The 14771-nt window shown below is 67.7% G+C and carries 12 protein-coding genes; 6 read left to right on the plus strand and 6 right to left on the minus strand.

From position 1 onward, the window contains the following. From EQG76_RS07600 to EQG76_RS07615, 4 genes are all read left to right on the plus strand, one after another. Positions 1 to 463, plus strand: a 463-nt coding sequence (locus tag EQG76_RS07600) for an ABC transporter permease (RefSeq protein WP_407925511.1), incomplete at its 5' end; no start/stop codon positions are given. Further along, entirely contained in the window at positions 463 to 1437 is a 975-nt protein-coding gene (locus EQG76_RS07605; RefSeq protein WP_159712070.1) for an ABC transporter permease, read from the plus strand. The genes EQG76_RS07600 and EQG76_RS07605, both read left to right, overlap by 1 nt. After that, the gene (locus tag EQG76_RS07610) at positions 1434 to 2957 is read left to right on the plus strand and encodes a sugar ABC transporter ATP-binding protein (RefSeq protein WP_159712072.1); all 1524 of its coding nucleotides are present in this window, start codon (positions 1434 to 1436) and stop codon (positions 2955 to 2957) included. The genes EQG76_RS07605 and EQG76_RS07610 overlap by 4 nt, the downstream gene beginning before the upstream one ends. A 77-nt stretch (positions 2958 to 3034) precedes the next feature. Then, entirely contained in the window at positions 3035 to 3250 is a 216-nt protein-coding gene (locus tag EQG76_RS07615) for a dodecin (protein ID WP_159712074.1), read from the plus strand. 346 nt (positions 3251 to 3596) lie between these two features. On the opposite strand, the gene EQG76_RS07620 is transcribed toward EQG76_RS07615, so the two are convergent. From EQG76_RS07620 to EQG76_RS07635, 4 genes are all read right to left on the minus strand, one after another. Next, positions 3597 to 4358, minus strand: coding sequence for a DUF2243 domain-containing protein (locus EQG76_RS07620; RefSeq protein WP_159712076.1), 762 nt, complete (start codon positions 4356 to 4358; stop codon positions 3597 to 3599). Between the two features lie 318 nt (positions 4359 to 4676). Continuing rightward, positions 4677 to 5777, minus strand: coding sequence for a DNA topoisomerase IB (locus tag EQG76_RS07625; RefSeq protein ID WP_159712078.1), 1101 nt, complete (start codon positions 5775 to 5777; stop codon positions 4677 to 4679). A 9-nt stretch (positions 5778 to 5786) separates the two neighbouring features. Next, positions 5787 to 7958 (minus strand): amylo-alpha-1,6-glucosidase, encoded by a 2172-nt coding sequence (locus EQG76_RS07630; protein WP_159712080.1) that lies wholly within the window; start codon positions 7956 to 7958, stop codon positions 5787 to 5789. 11 nt (positions 7959 to 7969) lie between these two features. Then, entirely contained in the window at positions 7970 to 9085 is a 1116-nt protein-coding gene (locus tag EQG76_RS07635; protein ID WP_159712082.1) for a glycosyltransferase family 4 protein, read from the minus strand. 262 nt (positions 9086 to 9347) lie between these two features. On the opposite strand from EQG76_RS07635, the gene EQG76_RS07640 reads away from it, so the two are divergent. Continuing rightward, positions 9348 to 10265, plus strand: a complete 918-nt coding sequence (locus EQG76_RS07640; RefSeq protein ID WP_159712084.1) for a PfkB family carbohydrate kinase — start codon at positions 9348 to 9350, stop codon at positions 10263 to 10265. Between the two features lie 79 nt (positions 10266 to 10344). Here the strand turns inward: EQG76_RS07640 and EQG76_RS07645 are convergent, their stop codons facing one another. After that, positions 10345 to 11373 (minus strand): hypothetical protein, encoded by a 1029-nt coding sequence (locus EQG76_RS07645; RefSeq protein WP_159712086.1) that lies wholly within the window; start codon positions 11371 to 11373, stop codon positions 10345 to 10347. A 258-nt stretch (positions 11374 to 11631) separates the two neighbouring features. Beyond that, positions 11632 to 12540 (minus strand): DMT family transporter, encoded by a 909-nt coding sequence (locus EQG76_RS07650; protein ID WP_159712088.1) that lies wholly within the window; start codon positions 12538 to 12540, stop codon positions 11632 to 11634. On the opposite strand from EQG76_RS07650, the gene EQG76_RS07655 reads away from it, so the two are divergent. Next, positions 12539 to 14771: molybdopterin-dependent oxidoreductase (locus EQG76_RS07655; protein ID WP_159712090.1), on the plus strand; the 2233-nt coding region annotated here is incomplete at its 3' end. The two genes, EQG76_RS07650 and EQG76_RS07655, sit on opposite strands and share 2 nt — an antisense overlap.

Consider the following 14771-nt stretch of genomic DNA (forward strand, 5'->3'; position numbering starts at 1 on the left):
CGCGCTCGTGCTGGGCTGGCTCTACCGGTTCACCTCGCTGGGCCGCCGGATGCTGGCGGCCGGTGCGAGCCCCAAGGCCGCGGAAGTGTCCGGCATCCGGGTCGACCGCACGATCGTCGGCTGCCACATCCTTTCGGGCGTCCTGGCCGCACTCGCGGGCGCCATGCTCACCGCGCGCCACGGCGCCGCCATCCCATCCATGGCCGGGCATCTGGGCCAGGACTGGCTCCTGCCGGCCTTCCTGGCCCCGGTGCTGGGCGGCACGCTCTTGACCGGCGGCAAGGTCTCGGTGCTCGGCACACTGCTGGGTGCCATGCTGGTCAGCATGCTGACTAACGGCCTGCTCCTGCTCCGGGTCGGCGAGTTCTGGGTCCAGGCATTCCTGGGCCTGCTGCTGCTCACCGCCGTGCTTCTCGACCTCGGGCGGCGCCGCCTGCTCGCCCGCCACCGGATCGCCGTCTGATGCAGAGCATGCTGGGCAAGGCCGCCAACACCGACTGGTTCGGGCCGCTCGTGGTCGTGATCGCCGCCGTCGTGGTGATCGGCGCGATCGAGCCGAGCTTCCTGTCCGCCTTCAACATCCAGGTCCTCCTGTCCGCGATCGCGGTGAACCTGGTGATCGCGCTGGCGCAGATGATCATCATCGCGATCGGCCAGATGAACCTGTCGGTGGGTGCCATCGGCGGCCTGGTCGCCATAGCCTTTGCCGGCATGATGGAGGTCTGGGGCATTCCCGCCCCGCTGGCCCTTGTCCTGGCGCTCGCGATCGGCCTGGCCGGGGGCCTCGCCAACGGCTTCATCGTGGCGAAGACCGGCATCAGCGCCTTCATCATCACGCTGGCCAGCCTCAGCTTCTTCAAGGGCCTGAACCTCGGCATCACCGAGGCGCAGCCCTTCTACGGCGTGCCGGACGCGGTCAAGGCGTTCGGCAACACCAACATGCTGGGCCCGATCCCCTGGCTGGTGCTGCCGGCCGCCATCGCCGGCCTCGGCATCTGGTACCTGCTGGCGAAGCTCAGGATCGGCCGGCAGATCCTGGCGGTCGGCGGCAATCCCCATGCCGCTGAACTGTCCGGCATCTCGATCTTCCAGACCACCGTCTGGGCGCACGGCCTGTCTGGCCTGCTGGCAGCACTGGGCGGCGTGATGGTCGTCGCACGATTGCAGATCGGCCAGCCCTCCATCGGCGACGACTGGCTGATCCTGTCGTTTGCCGCCCCGGTGATCGGCGGTGCCGTGCTGGCCGGCGGCCATGTCTCGGTCGCGGGCACCGCGCTGGGCGTGGTGGTGGTCGCGATCATCACCCAGTCGCTGGTGCTGTTCCACATCGACCCGTTCGTAGTCCAGGTGGTGCTGGGTGCTTTGATCCTGTGGGCGGTCGGCATCAACCGCTGGCGCGAGGTCCGGGTCGAGCGCCGGCTGCGGGGTGCGTCATGAGCGAGGTGGTCCTCCAGGCCCGGGCGATCGGCAAGTCCTTCCCGGGTGTGCGCGCCCTGGACAAGGTCGACCTGACCCTCGCCAAGGGCTCGATCCATGCCCTGCTCGGCGAGAACGGGGCCGGCAAGTCGACGCTGATCAAGCTGCTGACCGGCGTGCACCGGCTGGAAGAGGGCGAGCTGCTCCTGGACGGCAAGCCGGTGCAGTTTGACGACCCGCATGCCGCGATCGCTGCCGGCATCGGCGTGGTCCACCAGGAGCGCAACCTGATCCCGCGCTTCTCGGTGGCCGAGAACATCATGCTGGAGCGGCTGGGCCCGTCCGTGCTCTCACGCGTCGACCAAGCGACGCTGCGGGCCGAGGCGAAGCGCTGGCTAGACATGCTGGAGCTGGATGTCGATCCGGCGACGCCGGTGATGCGCCTCTCGGCCGCCAAGATGCAGCTCGTCGAGATCGCCAAGGCCCTGTCCTTGCGCTCGCGCGTCCTGCTGATGGACGAGCCCACTGCCTCGCTCACCCCGCACGAGACCGAGCACCTGTTCACCCTGCTTCAGCGCCTCAAGCGCGACGGCGTGACGATCGTGTTCGTCAGCCACAAGCTGGAGGAGGTGCTGCAGATCTGCGACTCGGTCACCGTGCTCCGCGACGGGCGCAATGCCTGCCAGAGCCAGCCGATGACGGGCATGGGCCGCCAGGACCTGGTGCGCCTCATGATCGGCCGCGCCGAGCAGATCCCCGCCTGGGAAACGCGCGATCGGACGACCGAACCGGTGGCGCTGCAACTCGACAAGGTGTCGACCTCGCTCGGCCACCAGGACATCGACCTGACCCTGCACCGGGGCGAGATCCTGGGCCTGTACGGGCTGGTGGGTGCCGGGCGCAGCGAGCTCGCGAAATGCCTGATCGGCCTGTTCCCGCTTACCGGCGGCAAGGTCACGATCGACGGCCAGCCGGCTGCCATCGGCAGCGTGGCCGAGGCCCTGAACCGCTTCGGCCTGGGCTACGTCAGCGAGGATCGCAAGCAGGAGGGCCTGGTGCTGGCGCATTCGGTGCTGGACAATGCCGGCATCACGGTCTGGTCCAAGTTGGCCGGCTTCCTGGGCTTTCTGAAGAACGGGCAGATCCGCGAGCGGGTCCTGCCGGCGATCGAGCGGCTGGAGGTGAAGACCCCGTCGCTGGCCCAGCAGGTCGGACTCCTGTCCGGTGGTAACCAGCAGAAGGTCTCGGTCGCCAAGTGGCTGGCCGCCGGGGTGCGCATCCTGATCATCGACGAGCCCTCGGTCGGCATCGACATCAAGACCAAGGCCTATCTGCACGAGCTGATCCGCTCGCTGGCCGATGGCGGTACCAGCATCCTGCTGATCACCTCTGACATGCCGGAGATGATCACGCTCGCCGACCGGATCGCGGTGATGGACGGCTACCGGCTGACCGGCACGCTGGCGAACGACCGAGACTATCGGCGGATGTCGCAGGGGATCATGGACCTGATCCATGGCGAGGAGCAGGACGCCGCCTGAGCAGGCGTCCCCTGGGCGGAACCCTGCCTTCCGAATGTCCGTTCCATCCCTGTCCAAACGGGCAGGAGGAAGCAGGCATGTCGGATCATACCTATCGCGTCATCGAGGTCGTCGGGTCCTCGACCAGCAGCATCGAGGACGCGATCAAGGGTGCGGTCGCGGATGCGGCGAAGACGCTGCGGCACATCCGCTGGTTCGAGGTCGTCGAGACCCGCGGCCATGTCGAGAACGACCAGGTCCAGCATTTCCAGGTCACCCTGAAGCTGGGCTTCACGCTGGACGACCGCGGCTGAGCGGCCAATGCCGCTCCAGGATCTGCCGATACGCACGCGTAACTGGCAGGCTGTCGGGCGAGGCACTTGCGACGGAGGTGGCCTGGCGTGGGCCAAGCCTGCCGCCGCGATGCCGGGATGCGTGTCACCGCGCCGCCAGATCCACCGAGAGACCGTGCCATCCCTGCATTGGCAGGCGGCTCAGGCGGACCTACCTCGACCATGATCAGGCGGAACGGCAGCCATTCTACCCGTCTGCACGCATGTTCCACGGTTCCGTCGAGAGATTCTCGCGCCTCAGAGCATCCCGCAGCCGGCCGGTGGGCAAGCCCGGAGCTTCGCACTTGGCTGCCATGGTGCTGCCGCCTCACACAGTGCTCCATGCAAAGCAGCCTGCCGGGACACCTGAACCACTGACCAGCAGGGCTCCATGCCGGTAGAGGCTCCATCGCCGCTCGGGCGGCACATCCACGACAATCACGCTCATCATCGGATCAGACCAGACGAGGCGCGCATCCAGGGATGAAAGGGCAGCAAAGATCTGCTCGGGACCGTAGTCAGGCCGGAACACGACGGCGGTGAAAGGCTGGTCAGGAGGAGGGCGCAGCGCCCAGGCTCCCGCTCCAGCGGTCGCAAAGGTCAGCAGCAGCATCACCAAGGCCGAGTGCTGCAACCTTGCCGGGCCTGCGCCATCGCCACGGGCAAGAGCCCATCCGGCCATCAGGGGCACCAGACCGAAGGCGACAAACCAGATCAGGTCCCACAGCAGCCGATACTCGCTGTCGAGCTTGATCCGATGGATCCCCAGCAGCCAGTGCGAAAGCACCGCATCCGCGACATGCCACAGGCCGAAGCCCACGAGCAGTGCGCTAAAGAGGGGGCGGCCCTGTCCACCCTCCACGCTCCGGTGCGCGCGCCACAAGCCCCACAGACCGATGATGGCGATGACATACATCAGAGCATGGAAGTAGCCGTCCCACAGCACCTGCGCTCGCAGATCGGTCAAGCCAGGGACGAGGCTCAGGAGGTGATGCCACTGGAGGATCTGGTGCAGGAGGATGCCGTCGAAAAAGCCGCCGAGCGAGAACCCCAGTACTGCGCCGTATCGGGTCCAGGGCGATGACCACATGGGCTGTGCTCCTTTCCACTGGAGCGAACGGCACAGGAGGTTAGATGTTCCGGTCTGATCGCCTCTGGCATAAACCAGGAACTGTCCACCAGAAGGGCCACGCCGAGCAGGCTCAGCACGGACCGCTGCGCCGCCAGCGAGGCAAGGCAGCGGCCGGCATGCCGCGCCTCCTTGGCCGCGGTCGCGACTGCCATCTCGGGCGGGCCGCCGGCCGGGTCCTGACACAGGCCCGCCAGCAGCCCATCAACCATGTCTTTAGGCAAGTCCGCGGTCCCGATAGGACAGCATCAAGAGAACTGCCACGAGGAATCAACAATATCAGGAAGCGGTCAATGTTCCCGCGCAGGCTTGATCGGCGTTTTCCATCGCCCTGTTCAATCGCCTGCTCAGGTAGTCGAGCACGGCCGTCTCATACGGCTCCAGGCTGACGAATTCCTCGAGGTTAGCCATTGCCTGCTCGATCTTGAGCACTTGGAAGAGCTCGCCGGCCAGATAGTCCTCGACCAGCCCCGGGTGGATGTAGCTCTTGCGGCAGATGGTGGGCGTGTGGCCCAAGCGGCGCGCCACCCGCTCGATCGCCTGCTTGAGGTTGCGCTTGGCGGCGGACTGGGTCTCGAACGCTTCCGAGGTGCTGAGCGCGAAGGCGCACAGCACGGTGGCCGCCCAGGTACGAAAGTCCTTGGCCGTGAAATTGCTGCCGGAGATTTCGCGCAGATACGCATTCACGTCGGCCGAATCGACCGGCTGCCGGCTGCCGTCCTCATCGAGGTACTGGAACAGCTGCTGGCCAGGCAGATCCTGCAGCCGGCCGACCAAGCGCGCCAGCCGGCGGTCGCGCAGGGTGATCTGATGCTCCTTGCCGCTCTTGCCCTTGAAGCGGAAGCGCAGCGTGGTCCCGTTGATCTTGAGGTGGCGGTCCTTCAGCGTGGTCAGGCCGTAGCTCTTGTTGGTCTTGGCATACTCCTCGTTGCCGACCCGGACATGGGTGACCTCGAGGAGTTGGACGATCACCGCCAGGACCCGCCGCTTGTGCAGCCCCGGCCTGGCGAGGTCGGCCTGCACGGCGCTGCGGATGATCGGTAGGGTCCGACCGAACTCCAGCATCCGCTCGAACTTGGTGGCATCCTGCGCCGCCCGCCATTCGGGATGGTAGCGGTACTGCATCCGCCCGCGGTCGTCGCGCCCCACCGCCAGCAGGTGCGCGTCGCGGAAAGGCGCGATCCACACCTCGGTCCAGGCCGGCGGGATCGCCAGCGAGCGGATCCAGGCGAGCGTGTCCTTGTCCCTGATCGTACGCCCCTCGGGATCGCGGTAGGCGAACCCCTTGCCGGAGCGACGGCGGCTGATGCCGGGCATGTCGTGGTTGACGTAGCGCAGGAACGTTCCTGGCGGCATCGTCACAGGGGCAGCATTCGCCATGAGGCTCCGTTACAGCACGAGGATGGCGTGGCCAGCGCCGGTGCGGCCGGTCACGGCGACGGATATGTCACGTCCCCTGCCCCGGATTTCCACGTCGAGCTTGGCTCCACCCAGGTCCAGGCCACGGATCGTGATGCTCTGGAAATGGGACGGCAGGTAGGGTTCGACAAAACGTACCCGCTGCGCGTCGGGGTCAAACGACATGCCGAGGCAGGCGCGCAGGAAAGCCAGCGGAGCTGCTGCCGCCCAGGCCTGTGGGGCGCAGGCGACCGGATAGAGAGTGGGACCGCGCCGTTCCCGGCGCCGGAAACCGCAAAACAGCTCCGGGAGGCGGTTCAGCTCCATCCAGCAGGCTGCTCCGAACATCGCGTCGACGATCCGCACCACCTCCGACTTCAGGCCGTAATGGGCAAAGCCCAGGGCGATGATCGCGTTGTCGTGCGGCCAGACCGATCCATTATGGTAGGACATCGGATTGAAGCGCGCCTCGCCCTGCGCAATCGTCCGCACGCCCCAGCCCGAGAACGAGGCGTTGTCGAGCAGCACCCGCGCCACTGAACGCGCACGATCGGCCAAGGCGATGCCACCGAACAGGACATGACCGGCATTGGAGCTGATCACCTCGCAACGCCGCTTGTCGCCATCCAGCGCCAGTGCATAGGTGCCGAGCCTCTCGCACCAGAACGCGTTCTCGAAGCGGACGCGCAGCCTTTCCGCCTCGTTGCGCAGGCGCTGCGCGATGTCCGGCTCGGCCAGTACGGCCGCGACCTTGGCCATCGCCAGCTTGGCGGCGAAGACATAGGCCTGGACCTCGACCAGCGCGATCGGACCCTTTGCAAGCCGGCCATCGGCATGGAAGATCGAATCGTGCGAGTCCTTCCAGCCTTGATTGTCCAGGCCGGTCTCGGTGGCACGCTGGTACTCGACGAACCCGTCGCCATCGGGATCGCCCGGGCCATCAATCCAGGCCAGCGCTGCCTGGAAGTTCGGCCATAGCCGGCGCATCGTGTCGATGTCGCCGGTCCGCTCGAAATAGAGCCCGGCCAGCATCAGGAAGAGCGGGGTCGAGTCGACGCTGCCGTAGTAGAGGCGGAACGGTACCTCGCCCAGCGCCGCCATCTCGCCGCCGCGCATCTCGTGGAGGATCTTGCCTGGCTCGGCGTCGGCCTTCGGGTCATGGCTGGTCGCCTGCAACGCAGCGAGGCGGCAGAGCACGCCCTTGCCGATCATCGGATCCGCCCAGAGCGCCTCGATGGCGGTGAGGATGCCGTCGCGCCCGAAGGTGGTCGAGTACCAGGGAATGCCGGCATAGGGGTAGGGTCCCTGCGGCGTATCGGTGGAAAGCATGCACAGGTCGGCCAGCGAGCGGTCGAACACTTGGTTGATCCGCTCGTTGGCGATTTGGATCTTGGATGCGCGCTGCCGCGTCCGCTGGGCGACGCGCCGCGCCCGCTTGATGTTGCCGAGGAAGGCGAGTTCGTCGGCCGCCGGCTGCTGATTGCAGCCGATGGTGATGAAGCGCGAGCAGCGCCCCCGGGGCTCCAGGGTGATGTCGAACCGGATCATCCGCCGGTCGAGCGCGGACGGAGCCGGACGGAACTGCAGACGGGTGTGGCGCTCGACCTTATCCAGCCCGAGATAGGCCAGCGTGACCCCGTTCGGTTCGACCGAAGGATCTCGCCGTATGCCCCGGACGGGGCGATGCAGGCCCCGCACCTCGAACAGGTCGGCGAAGTCCGCATCGAACCGGTAGGTCAAGGTGAAGCGGACCGGCTCCAGCCCATGGTTGTGGATCGAGCAGCGCTCGTGCAGCGCACCCTCCCACAGGAAGAAGAAGCGGCTGAAATAGACCGTGTCCTTGGCCAGGTAGAGCCTGCCGTCCCGGATCATGTCCGGGTTGGTCAGCTCGATCACCAGCCCGGCATTGTCCTCGGTGATCTCCGAGCCCAGCACCAGCGGTGCTGCCCCGTCGATCTCGAAGGACAGGCGGGAAAGGTGCCGGGTGCCGTCGTGGAACACCCCGTCCGGGCCACCTGCGGAGATGCCGATCTCGCCGTGCGAATCAATCACTGCGAAGGTGTCGCCCTGCTTGAGGGTGTGGCGGGGCCGGGAGCTGGGGCCGATGGCCGCGATGTAGAAGGGCGTCTGACCTGCGGCTGACGTTGGATCGACGGGCAGCATGGCTGCGTCCCTCAGCTCAGGGCCTGCATCCTGGTCTTGGCAGGCCTGGCCATCGCGATGAGGCTGTCGTCAGGCCGCTCCTGCACCTTGCAGACCAGCGGCCTCTCGGTCGCGGCGCGGAACAGGTCCAGGTACTGGGACGCCATCCGCTCGGCGGAGAACCGCCGGACGAAGGTGTGGCGCACCTCTCTGCGGTCCAGCTGCAGCACCCGCGGAAGCTGGGCCACCGCCTCGTCTATGGAGTCGACGATCACCCCGTTCACCCCGGTCCGGATGATCTCCGGAACGGAGCCGCACCTGAACGCCAGCACCGGCGTGCCGCACGCCATGGCTTCCGTCAGAACGAGCCCGAACGGCTCCGGCCAGTCGACGGGGAACAGGAGTGCCCGGGCGTCGCCGAGGAAGCGGGTCTTCTGGCGCTCGTCGATCTCGCCGATGAAGGTAACGTTCGGCCGGTCGAGCATGGGCTGGACCACCTCGCGGAAGTAGCGCTCGTCGGCAGCATCGACCTTTGCCGCGATCTTGAGCGGCATGTTCACCCGTGTCGCGATCTCGATCGCGCGGTCCAGACCCTTTTCCGGCGAGACCCGCCCAAGGAAGGCCAGGTAGTCGCCTCCAGGCTCAAGGGTGGGCTGGTGCAGGTCCAGCGGCAGGCCATGATGGATGGTGGCGACGAAGTTCGCATCCGGCACCGGCAGGCGCTGATGGTCGGAAATGGAGATCAGCGGATACTCGGGGAACCGGCGATAGAAGCTGCGCAGGGCCGGCAGGTCCTGGCGGCCATGCAGCGTGGTGAAGACACGCGATGCATGCTTGCGGAACAGAGGGAAGTGGAAGCCGTCGATGTGGAAGTGCAGGACATCGAACTCGTCCACACGCCTGGCGACCTCGTCCATCATCACGAGGTAGGACAGGACCTGGTCATCATGGGTACCACCCAGGCGCAGGGCGCGCTCAACGCACGGCACCAGTTCCGCCTTGGTGAGCGAATCACCGGAAGCGAAGAGGGTCACCTCGTGGCCCATGTCGACGAGCTGGTCGGTCAGCCAGGACACGACCCGCTCGGTGCCGCCGTACAGACGAGGTGGAACGCTTTCAATCAGGGGGGCAATCTGCGCGATCTTCATGCTTCAGCCTTGCGACAGCAGCCTGCGTCAGAACCTCTGGTCAGAGATGAAGTTCCTACAGCCTGCCCGGAGGCGTCGGCGCGGGCCCGTGAGCCAGCAAGGCTTCGGCCGGAGCGTCCCCTGCCTCTGCGCCAGTGGCGTTCCGGCGAGGCGGCGGGCATGCTGCGGAAAAGCGAGCATGATCTAGGGAGCGTATTCACATGCATCAAGTGCGCCAAAATGGCGCCGGTCGCGACGGCTTGCGCAGCGTGGAGGGCGCCTGATGGCGGCGGCACGCGGCCCGGTCATCTGCCTTGGGGCAGCCGTCGTGGATCTCGTCTTCCAGCTCGACGTCATCCCGCGGGAGCCCAACAAGATCCTCGCGAAGAGCCGGACGCGCCGCAATGGCGGCCCGGCCGGGACCGGCGCGGTCGCCTGCAGCCGGCTCGGGATCCGAGCGGCCTTCTGGGGCAATGTCGGCAATGACGCGGATGGGATCCAGACCCGCGAGGCACTGGCCCGGCATGGAGTCGATATCAGCGGCCTCGCCATGGTGGAGGACGCGCAGACCGTTCTCGCGGTCGTGATGGTCGACCGCCTGGGCGAGCGCCTGATCGTGGCCCATGGCGCCGACCTGTTCGAGCGCCCGGCCGGCAAGCTGCCGCTCGACCGGCTCCAGGGCGCTGGCGCCGTGCTGGCCGATTCCGCCTGGATCGAGGGCTCCCTCGCGATCCTGGAGGCGGCCCGGGGCCTGGGCGTGCCGAGCGTGTTCGACGGCGAGGACAGTCGCGGCGGCGACCGGCTGCTGCAGCTCTCCCAACTCGCCACCTACCCGATCCTGTCCGAGGGTGCGTTCGCCAAGCTGGCCGGTGGCGCCGCGCCGGACCGGACCAGCCTGGAGGGCCTGAGCACCCGGATCGGGCGCGACCTCGGCGTGACCCTGGGCGAGAAGGGCTCGGTCTGGTGGATCGGCGGGGAGTTCCTCTACGTGCCGGCCATCCAGGTGACCTGCCGCGACACTACCGGAGCCGGCGATGTCTTCCATGGCGCGTTCGCCGGCGGCTTGACGGAAGGCATGCCGATCGAGCGGGCGATCCGCTTCGCCACGGCGGCAGCCGGGCTCAAGTGTCAGGCCGGCAACGGCTGGGACGGGATGCCGGACCGCCAGGCGGTCGAGCAGGCCATGCGCCTGATCGGCTGACCGGTCCCTGGAACGGCGAAGGGCCGCCCGGTTGCCGGGCGGCCCTCCTGGTTCCGCTGGATGCAGTCCCTTGGCGGGATCACATTTTCAGGACCGCCTCGGTGATCTCCATGTCGGCGGACAGGTCGCGGATCGGGCGGATGCCGGCCGTCTCCAGCTCGCCGTGATAGGCCTTCACCGCCTCGGCCGGGGTGGTCTCGCCATCCACGACCGCCTTCATCAGCTTCACGATCGCCAGCGGGTGCTCGGCCAGGTTGATCTTGCGACCGAACAGGACCAGCCGGGCGCCGTACTTCTGCGAGGCAGCCAAGAGCTCTAACGTGTCACGGGTGGTGCCGGCACCGCCGCCCAGGATGCCCACGATCAGGCGCGGGTCGTACTCGGCCAGCTCGGTCAGCGCCCGGGGGCCGTTGAACGGCATCTTCAGGAACTGCGGCTGCGAGATCCTCGGCACGCCGGCGATGGCATGCAGGATGCTGTCGTTGACGAAGTCGCCGATCTCTTCGATCGAGTTGTTCTCGAAGCCGACGTTCGGGTTGAACACCTCGAGGAAGTGCTTGAAGCCCCACTCCTCGGCCTCGGCGCGGAAGTCGCGGTAGTGGTTCAGCGCCTCGCGGTCCTGCTCGGCGTCGCCCACGAAGGTGACCGAATAGAGGCCGAGATCGGTGAGCGTCGGCGGCGTGCCTGGCTCGGCGTCGAGCCGGCCATACATGGCATGCGGGATCTCGGCGGTGCGGAACGGCAGCGACGCGGTCTTGCGGTACTGGCTGTTGCGCGGGCCCTTGATCTCGGTCGTGTCGTTGGCGCGGATCGCGGTGCCAACCCGGCTGCCCTCGAACAGGCCCTCTTCCTTCAGGATCTCGAGCGTGGAGACCGAGACCAGCATCAGGTCGACGATGTCCTGGCGGACGATGTCGCGGATCTGCTGGAGATGGGCCTCGCGGGTCTTCCACTTGCCGGTGGGCTTGCCGTCGGCGCCGCGCACCGGGCCCGGCATCGGGATGCCGCCGCCCATGTCGCCGTCCTTCGCGTCGCAGATCGCGAAGTCCTTCACGGTCGAATCCTTGCGGATCCGCTCCAGCTTCTCCTCTAGCCTGTTGCTAGCCACGATGATCTCCAAGCTGTCGTTGATCGTGCGGTGGGGTCGTGCGATGGCACGGGCATGCTGCCCAGCCTGCGTCCCTGTTGTCCGGTGAGCACCGAAGGCATTCGCGCACGCCGACCCCGGACGCGCATCCGCCTGCCTGCTCCGCCGGCACTCCTGCCACATGTTCGATGACAGCGCGAGTACAGCTTCGGGGTTTTGCCGCAACTTCCGGCAAAAAGCCGCACGTAGGGGCGCGCGCCAGCGCGCCGGATCACCGGCCTAGCTCGCCAGCGCTTCCTTCGGTGCGGTCGTCGCCAGGCGGATCGCGGTGAAGATCATGGCTGCGGCTACCAAGTGCTGCGGCCCGATCGCCTCGCCCAGGAACAGCCAGGCCAGCAGGGCCGCCAGGATCGGGGTGAGGTTGGCCAGCACCACCGCGACCTGCGCGCCGGCGGCCGCCACACCCCGGTCCCAGCACAGATAGGCCAGGATCGAGGGGAAGATCGCGACATAGACGAGGCTCACCGCCACCTGGCCGTCCAGCCGCATCACCGGCTGGAACACGAGCCATTCCACCAGGAAGGCCGGCACGAGCAGGACGGCACCGATGCCGATCTGCACGAGCAGCAAGGGTGCCATGGGCATGGGCGGGCGGGCGCGCTTGAGCACCAGCGTGTAGGCGGCCCAGACCAGGGTGGCCACGATCATCACCAGGTCACCCTGGGCGAACTGGAGATGGGCCAGGTTGGCGAGGCTGCCGCCCGTGCCGACCGCCAGCACGCCGCCGATCGACAGGAGCGTGGCCAGCACCGCACGCCAGTCGGGCAGGCGTCTGGCCAGTGCCGCCTCCGCCAGAAGCACGAAGCTGGGTGCGGTTGCCCCGATCAGCAGGACGTTGACCGGCTGCGAGGTGATCAGTGCGGTGTAGAGCAGGGAGTTGTAGAGCCCCACCCCCAGGAGGGACAGAGCGAGCATGGCCCGCCAGTGCCGGCGCAGCACGCTCCCCTGGCCCCGCAGGGCGCCGATCGCGAAGGGCAGAAGGATCAGGAACGCCAGCGACCAGCGGCCGAACGACAGGGCGATTGGCGGGAAATGCCCAGCCAACGCCCGGCCGACGACCGTGTTGATCGCCCAGAACAGTGGCGGGAACAGGAGCAGCCAGCCGTCACGGGGAAAGGCGCCATTCATGGTGGCTGCCGGTAGCGCGGCGGAGCGTCCCCGGCAACCGGTCTCAGGTGCTCGCCAAGGACACTCCGGCCGCATAACCTTTCCTGGTGGACGAGCGGACGGGCACGGCGTTGCTGCGCCGCCAAAAGGGGATGATGGAGTGGCGGCAACGGATGGTGCTGCGGGGGATGGTGCGACGGGGCATGGCGCCGCGGTGACGCGGGACGGGCAGCGGGTCGCGGCCGACGAGGTCAGGACCACGACTTGCTACATGTGCGCTTGCCGCTGCGGCATCCGGGTGCATCTGCAGGATGGCGAGTTGCGCTTCATCGACGGCAACCCCGACCATCCGGTCAATCGCGGCGTGCTGTGCGCCAAGGGCTCGGCCGGCATCATGCAGCAGCACTCGCCGGCCAAGCTCCGGCAGCCGCTCCTGCGCAGCGGCCCGCGCGGCAGCGGCCAGTTCCGGCCGATCGGCTGGGACGAGGCGCTGGAGATCGCGACCGGCTGGCTGTCGCGCGTGCGTTACGACGATCCGAGGAAGCTCGCCTTCTTCACTGGCCGCGATCAGTCCCAGGCACTCACCGGTCTCTTCGCGAAGGAATTCGGCACGCCCAACTTCGCGGCACATGGCGGGTTCTGCTCGGTGAACATGGCGACCGCCGGCATGTACACCCATGGCGGCTCGTTCTGGGAGTTCGGCGAGCCCGACTACGAGCGCGCCCGCTATTTCCTGATGTTTGGCGTGGCCGAGGACCATGACAGCAACCCGATCAAGCTGGGCCTGGCCCGGCTGAAGGAGCGGGGCGCCAAGTTCGTCTCGGTCAACCCGGTGCGCACCGGCTACTCGGCGATCGCCGACGAATGGGTGCCGGTGACGCCCGGCACGGACGGCCTGTTCGTGATGGCCCTGATCCACGAACTGCTCCGTGCAGGCAAGGTCGACATCCCCTATCTGCAGCGCTTCACCAATGCTGGCTGGCTGGTGGTGGAGGCAGCAGGCGCGGACGGTGACGGCCTGTTCGCCCGGGACGAGCAGAGCCGCCCGCTCTGCATGGACCTCGCGACCCGCACGCTGCAGCCGGCGGAAGCGGCGGACGTCGACCCGATGCTGGCAGGCCTGGTGGAGCTGCCGGACGGCCGCCAGGCACGGCCGGTGTTCGAGCTGATGGCACGTCGCTACGGCCAGCCGGACTTTGCGCCAGAGAAAGTGGCGGAACGCTGCGGGATTTCGGCCGCCACCATCCGGCGGATCGCCGCGGAACTGGCCGATACGGCGTTCGGGCAGCCGGTGGTGGTCGAGACGCCCTGGACCGACGTGTGGGGCCAGCGCCACCAGCGGTTCGTCGGCCGGCCGGTGGCGATGCATGCGATGCGCGGGATCAGCGCGCACAGCAACGGCTTCCACACCTGCCGCTCGCTCCATCTCCTGCAGGCCCTGCTGGGTGCGCTTGACACGCCCGGCAGCCACCGCTTCGAGACGCCCTACCCGAAGACCATCCCGCCCGGCCCCAAGCCCGCGGGCAAGCCGGAGCACATCCACCCGGGCCGCCCGCTGCCGGGCATGCCGCTGGGCTACCCGCTGGGCCCGGAGGACCTGCTGGTCGACGATGCCGGCGAGCCGGTGCGGATCGACAAGGCCTATTCTTGGGAGGCGCCGCTCTCCGCCCACGGGCTGATGCAGCTCGTGATCGGCAATGCCCGCCGCGGCGACCCGTACCGGATCGACACGCTGTTCATGTACATGGCGAACATGGCCTGGAACTCGGCCATGAACACCAAGGAAACGATCGACTGGCTGACCGAGATCGATCCGGCGAGCGGCGAATATGTCATCCCGCGGATCATCTACTCGGATGCCTTCTATTCCGAGACGGTCGCCTATGCCGACCTGATCCTGCCGGACACGACCTATCTGGAGCGGCACGATTGCATCTCGCTCCTGGACCGGCCGATCGGTTCGGCCGACGCCATCCAGGATTCGATCCGCCAGCCAGTGCTCGCCCCCGACCGCGACGTGCGCCCGTTCCAGGACGTGCTGATCGAGCTTGGCTGGCGCCTGGGCCTGGGCGCCTTCACCGATGGCGAGGGCAACCCGCGCTACCGGTCCTATGCCGACTACATGGTCCGCCACGAGCGCACCCCCGGCCTCGGGCCGCTCGCCGGCTGGCGTGGCGAGGACGGGTCGCTCACCGGCAAGGGGCCGCCCAACCCGGACCAGCTCCAGCGCTATGTCGAGAACGGCTGTTTCT

The organism is Geminicoccus flavidas (assembly GCF_009806515.1).
GTDB classification, from domain to species: Bacteria; Pseudomonadota; Alphaproteobacteria; order Geminicoccales; family Geminicoccaceae; genus Geminicoccus; species Geminicoccus flavidus.

Coding starts and splice junctions, on each gene's coding strand:
- EQG76_RS07610 (WP_159712072.1), top strand. CDS start 1,434: ATGAGCGAGGTGGTCCTCCAGGCCCGGGCGATCGGCAAGTCCTTCCCG.
- EQG76_RS07650 (WP_159712088.1), bottom strand. CDS start 12,540: ATGAATGGCGCCTTTCCCCGTGACGGCTGGCTGCTCCTGTTCCCGCCA.
- EQG76_RS07640 (WP_159712084.1), top strand. CDS start 9,348: ATGGCGGCGGCACGCGGCCCGGTCATCTGCCTTGGGGCAGCCGTCGTG.
- EQG76_RS07635 (WP_159712082.1), bottom strand. CDS start 9,085: ATGAAGATCGCGCAGATTGCCCCCCTGATTGAAAGCGTTCCACCTCGT.
- EQG76_RS07605 (WP_159712070.1), top strand. CDS start 463: ATGCAGAGCATGCTGGGCAAGGCCGCCAACACCGACTGGTTCGGGCCG.
- EQG76_RS07620 (WP_159712076.1), bottom strand. CDS start 4,358: ATGTGGTCATCGCCCTGGACCCGATACGGCGCAGTACTGGGGTTCTCG.
- EQG76_RS07630 (WP_159712080.1), bottom strand. CDS start 7,958: ATGCTGCCCGTCGATCCAACGTCAGCCGCAGGTCAGACGCCCTTCTAC.
- EQG76_RS07615 (WP_159712074.1), top strand. CDS start 3,035: ATGTCGGATCATACCTATCGCGTCATCGAGGTCGTCGGGTCCTCGACC.
- EQG76_RS07625 (WP_159712078.1), bottom strand. CDS start 5,777: ATGGCGAATGCTGCCCCTGTGACGATGCCGCCAGGAACGTTCCTGCGC.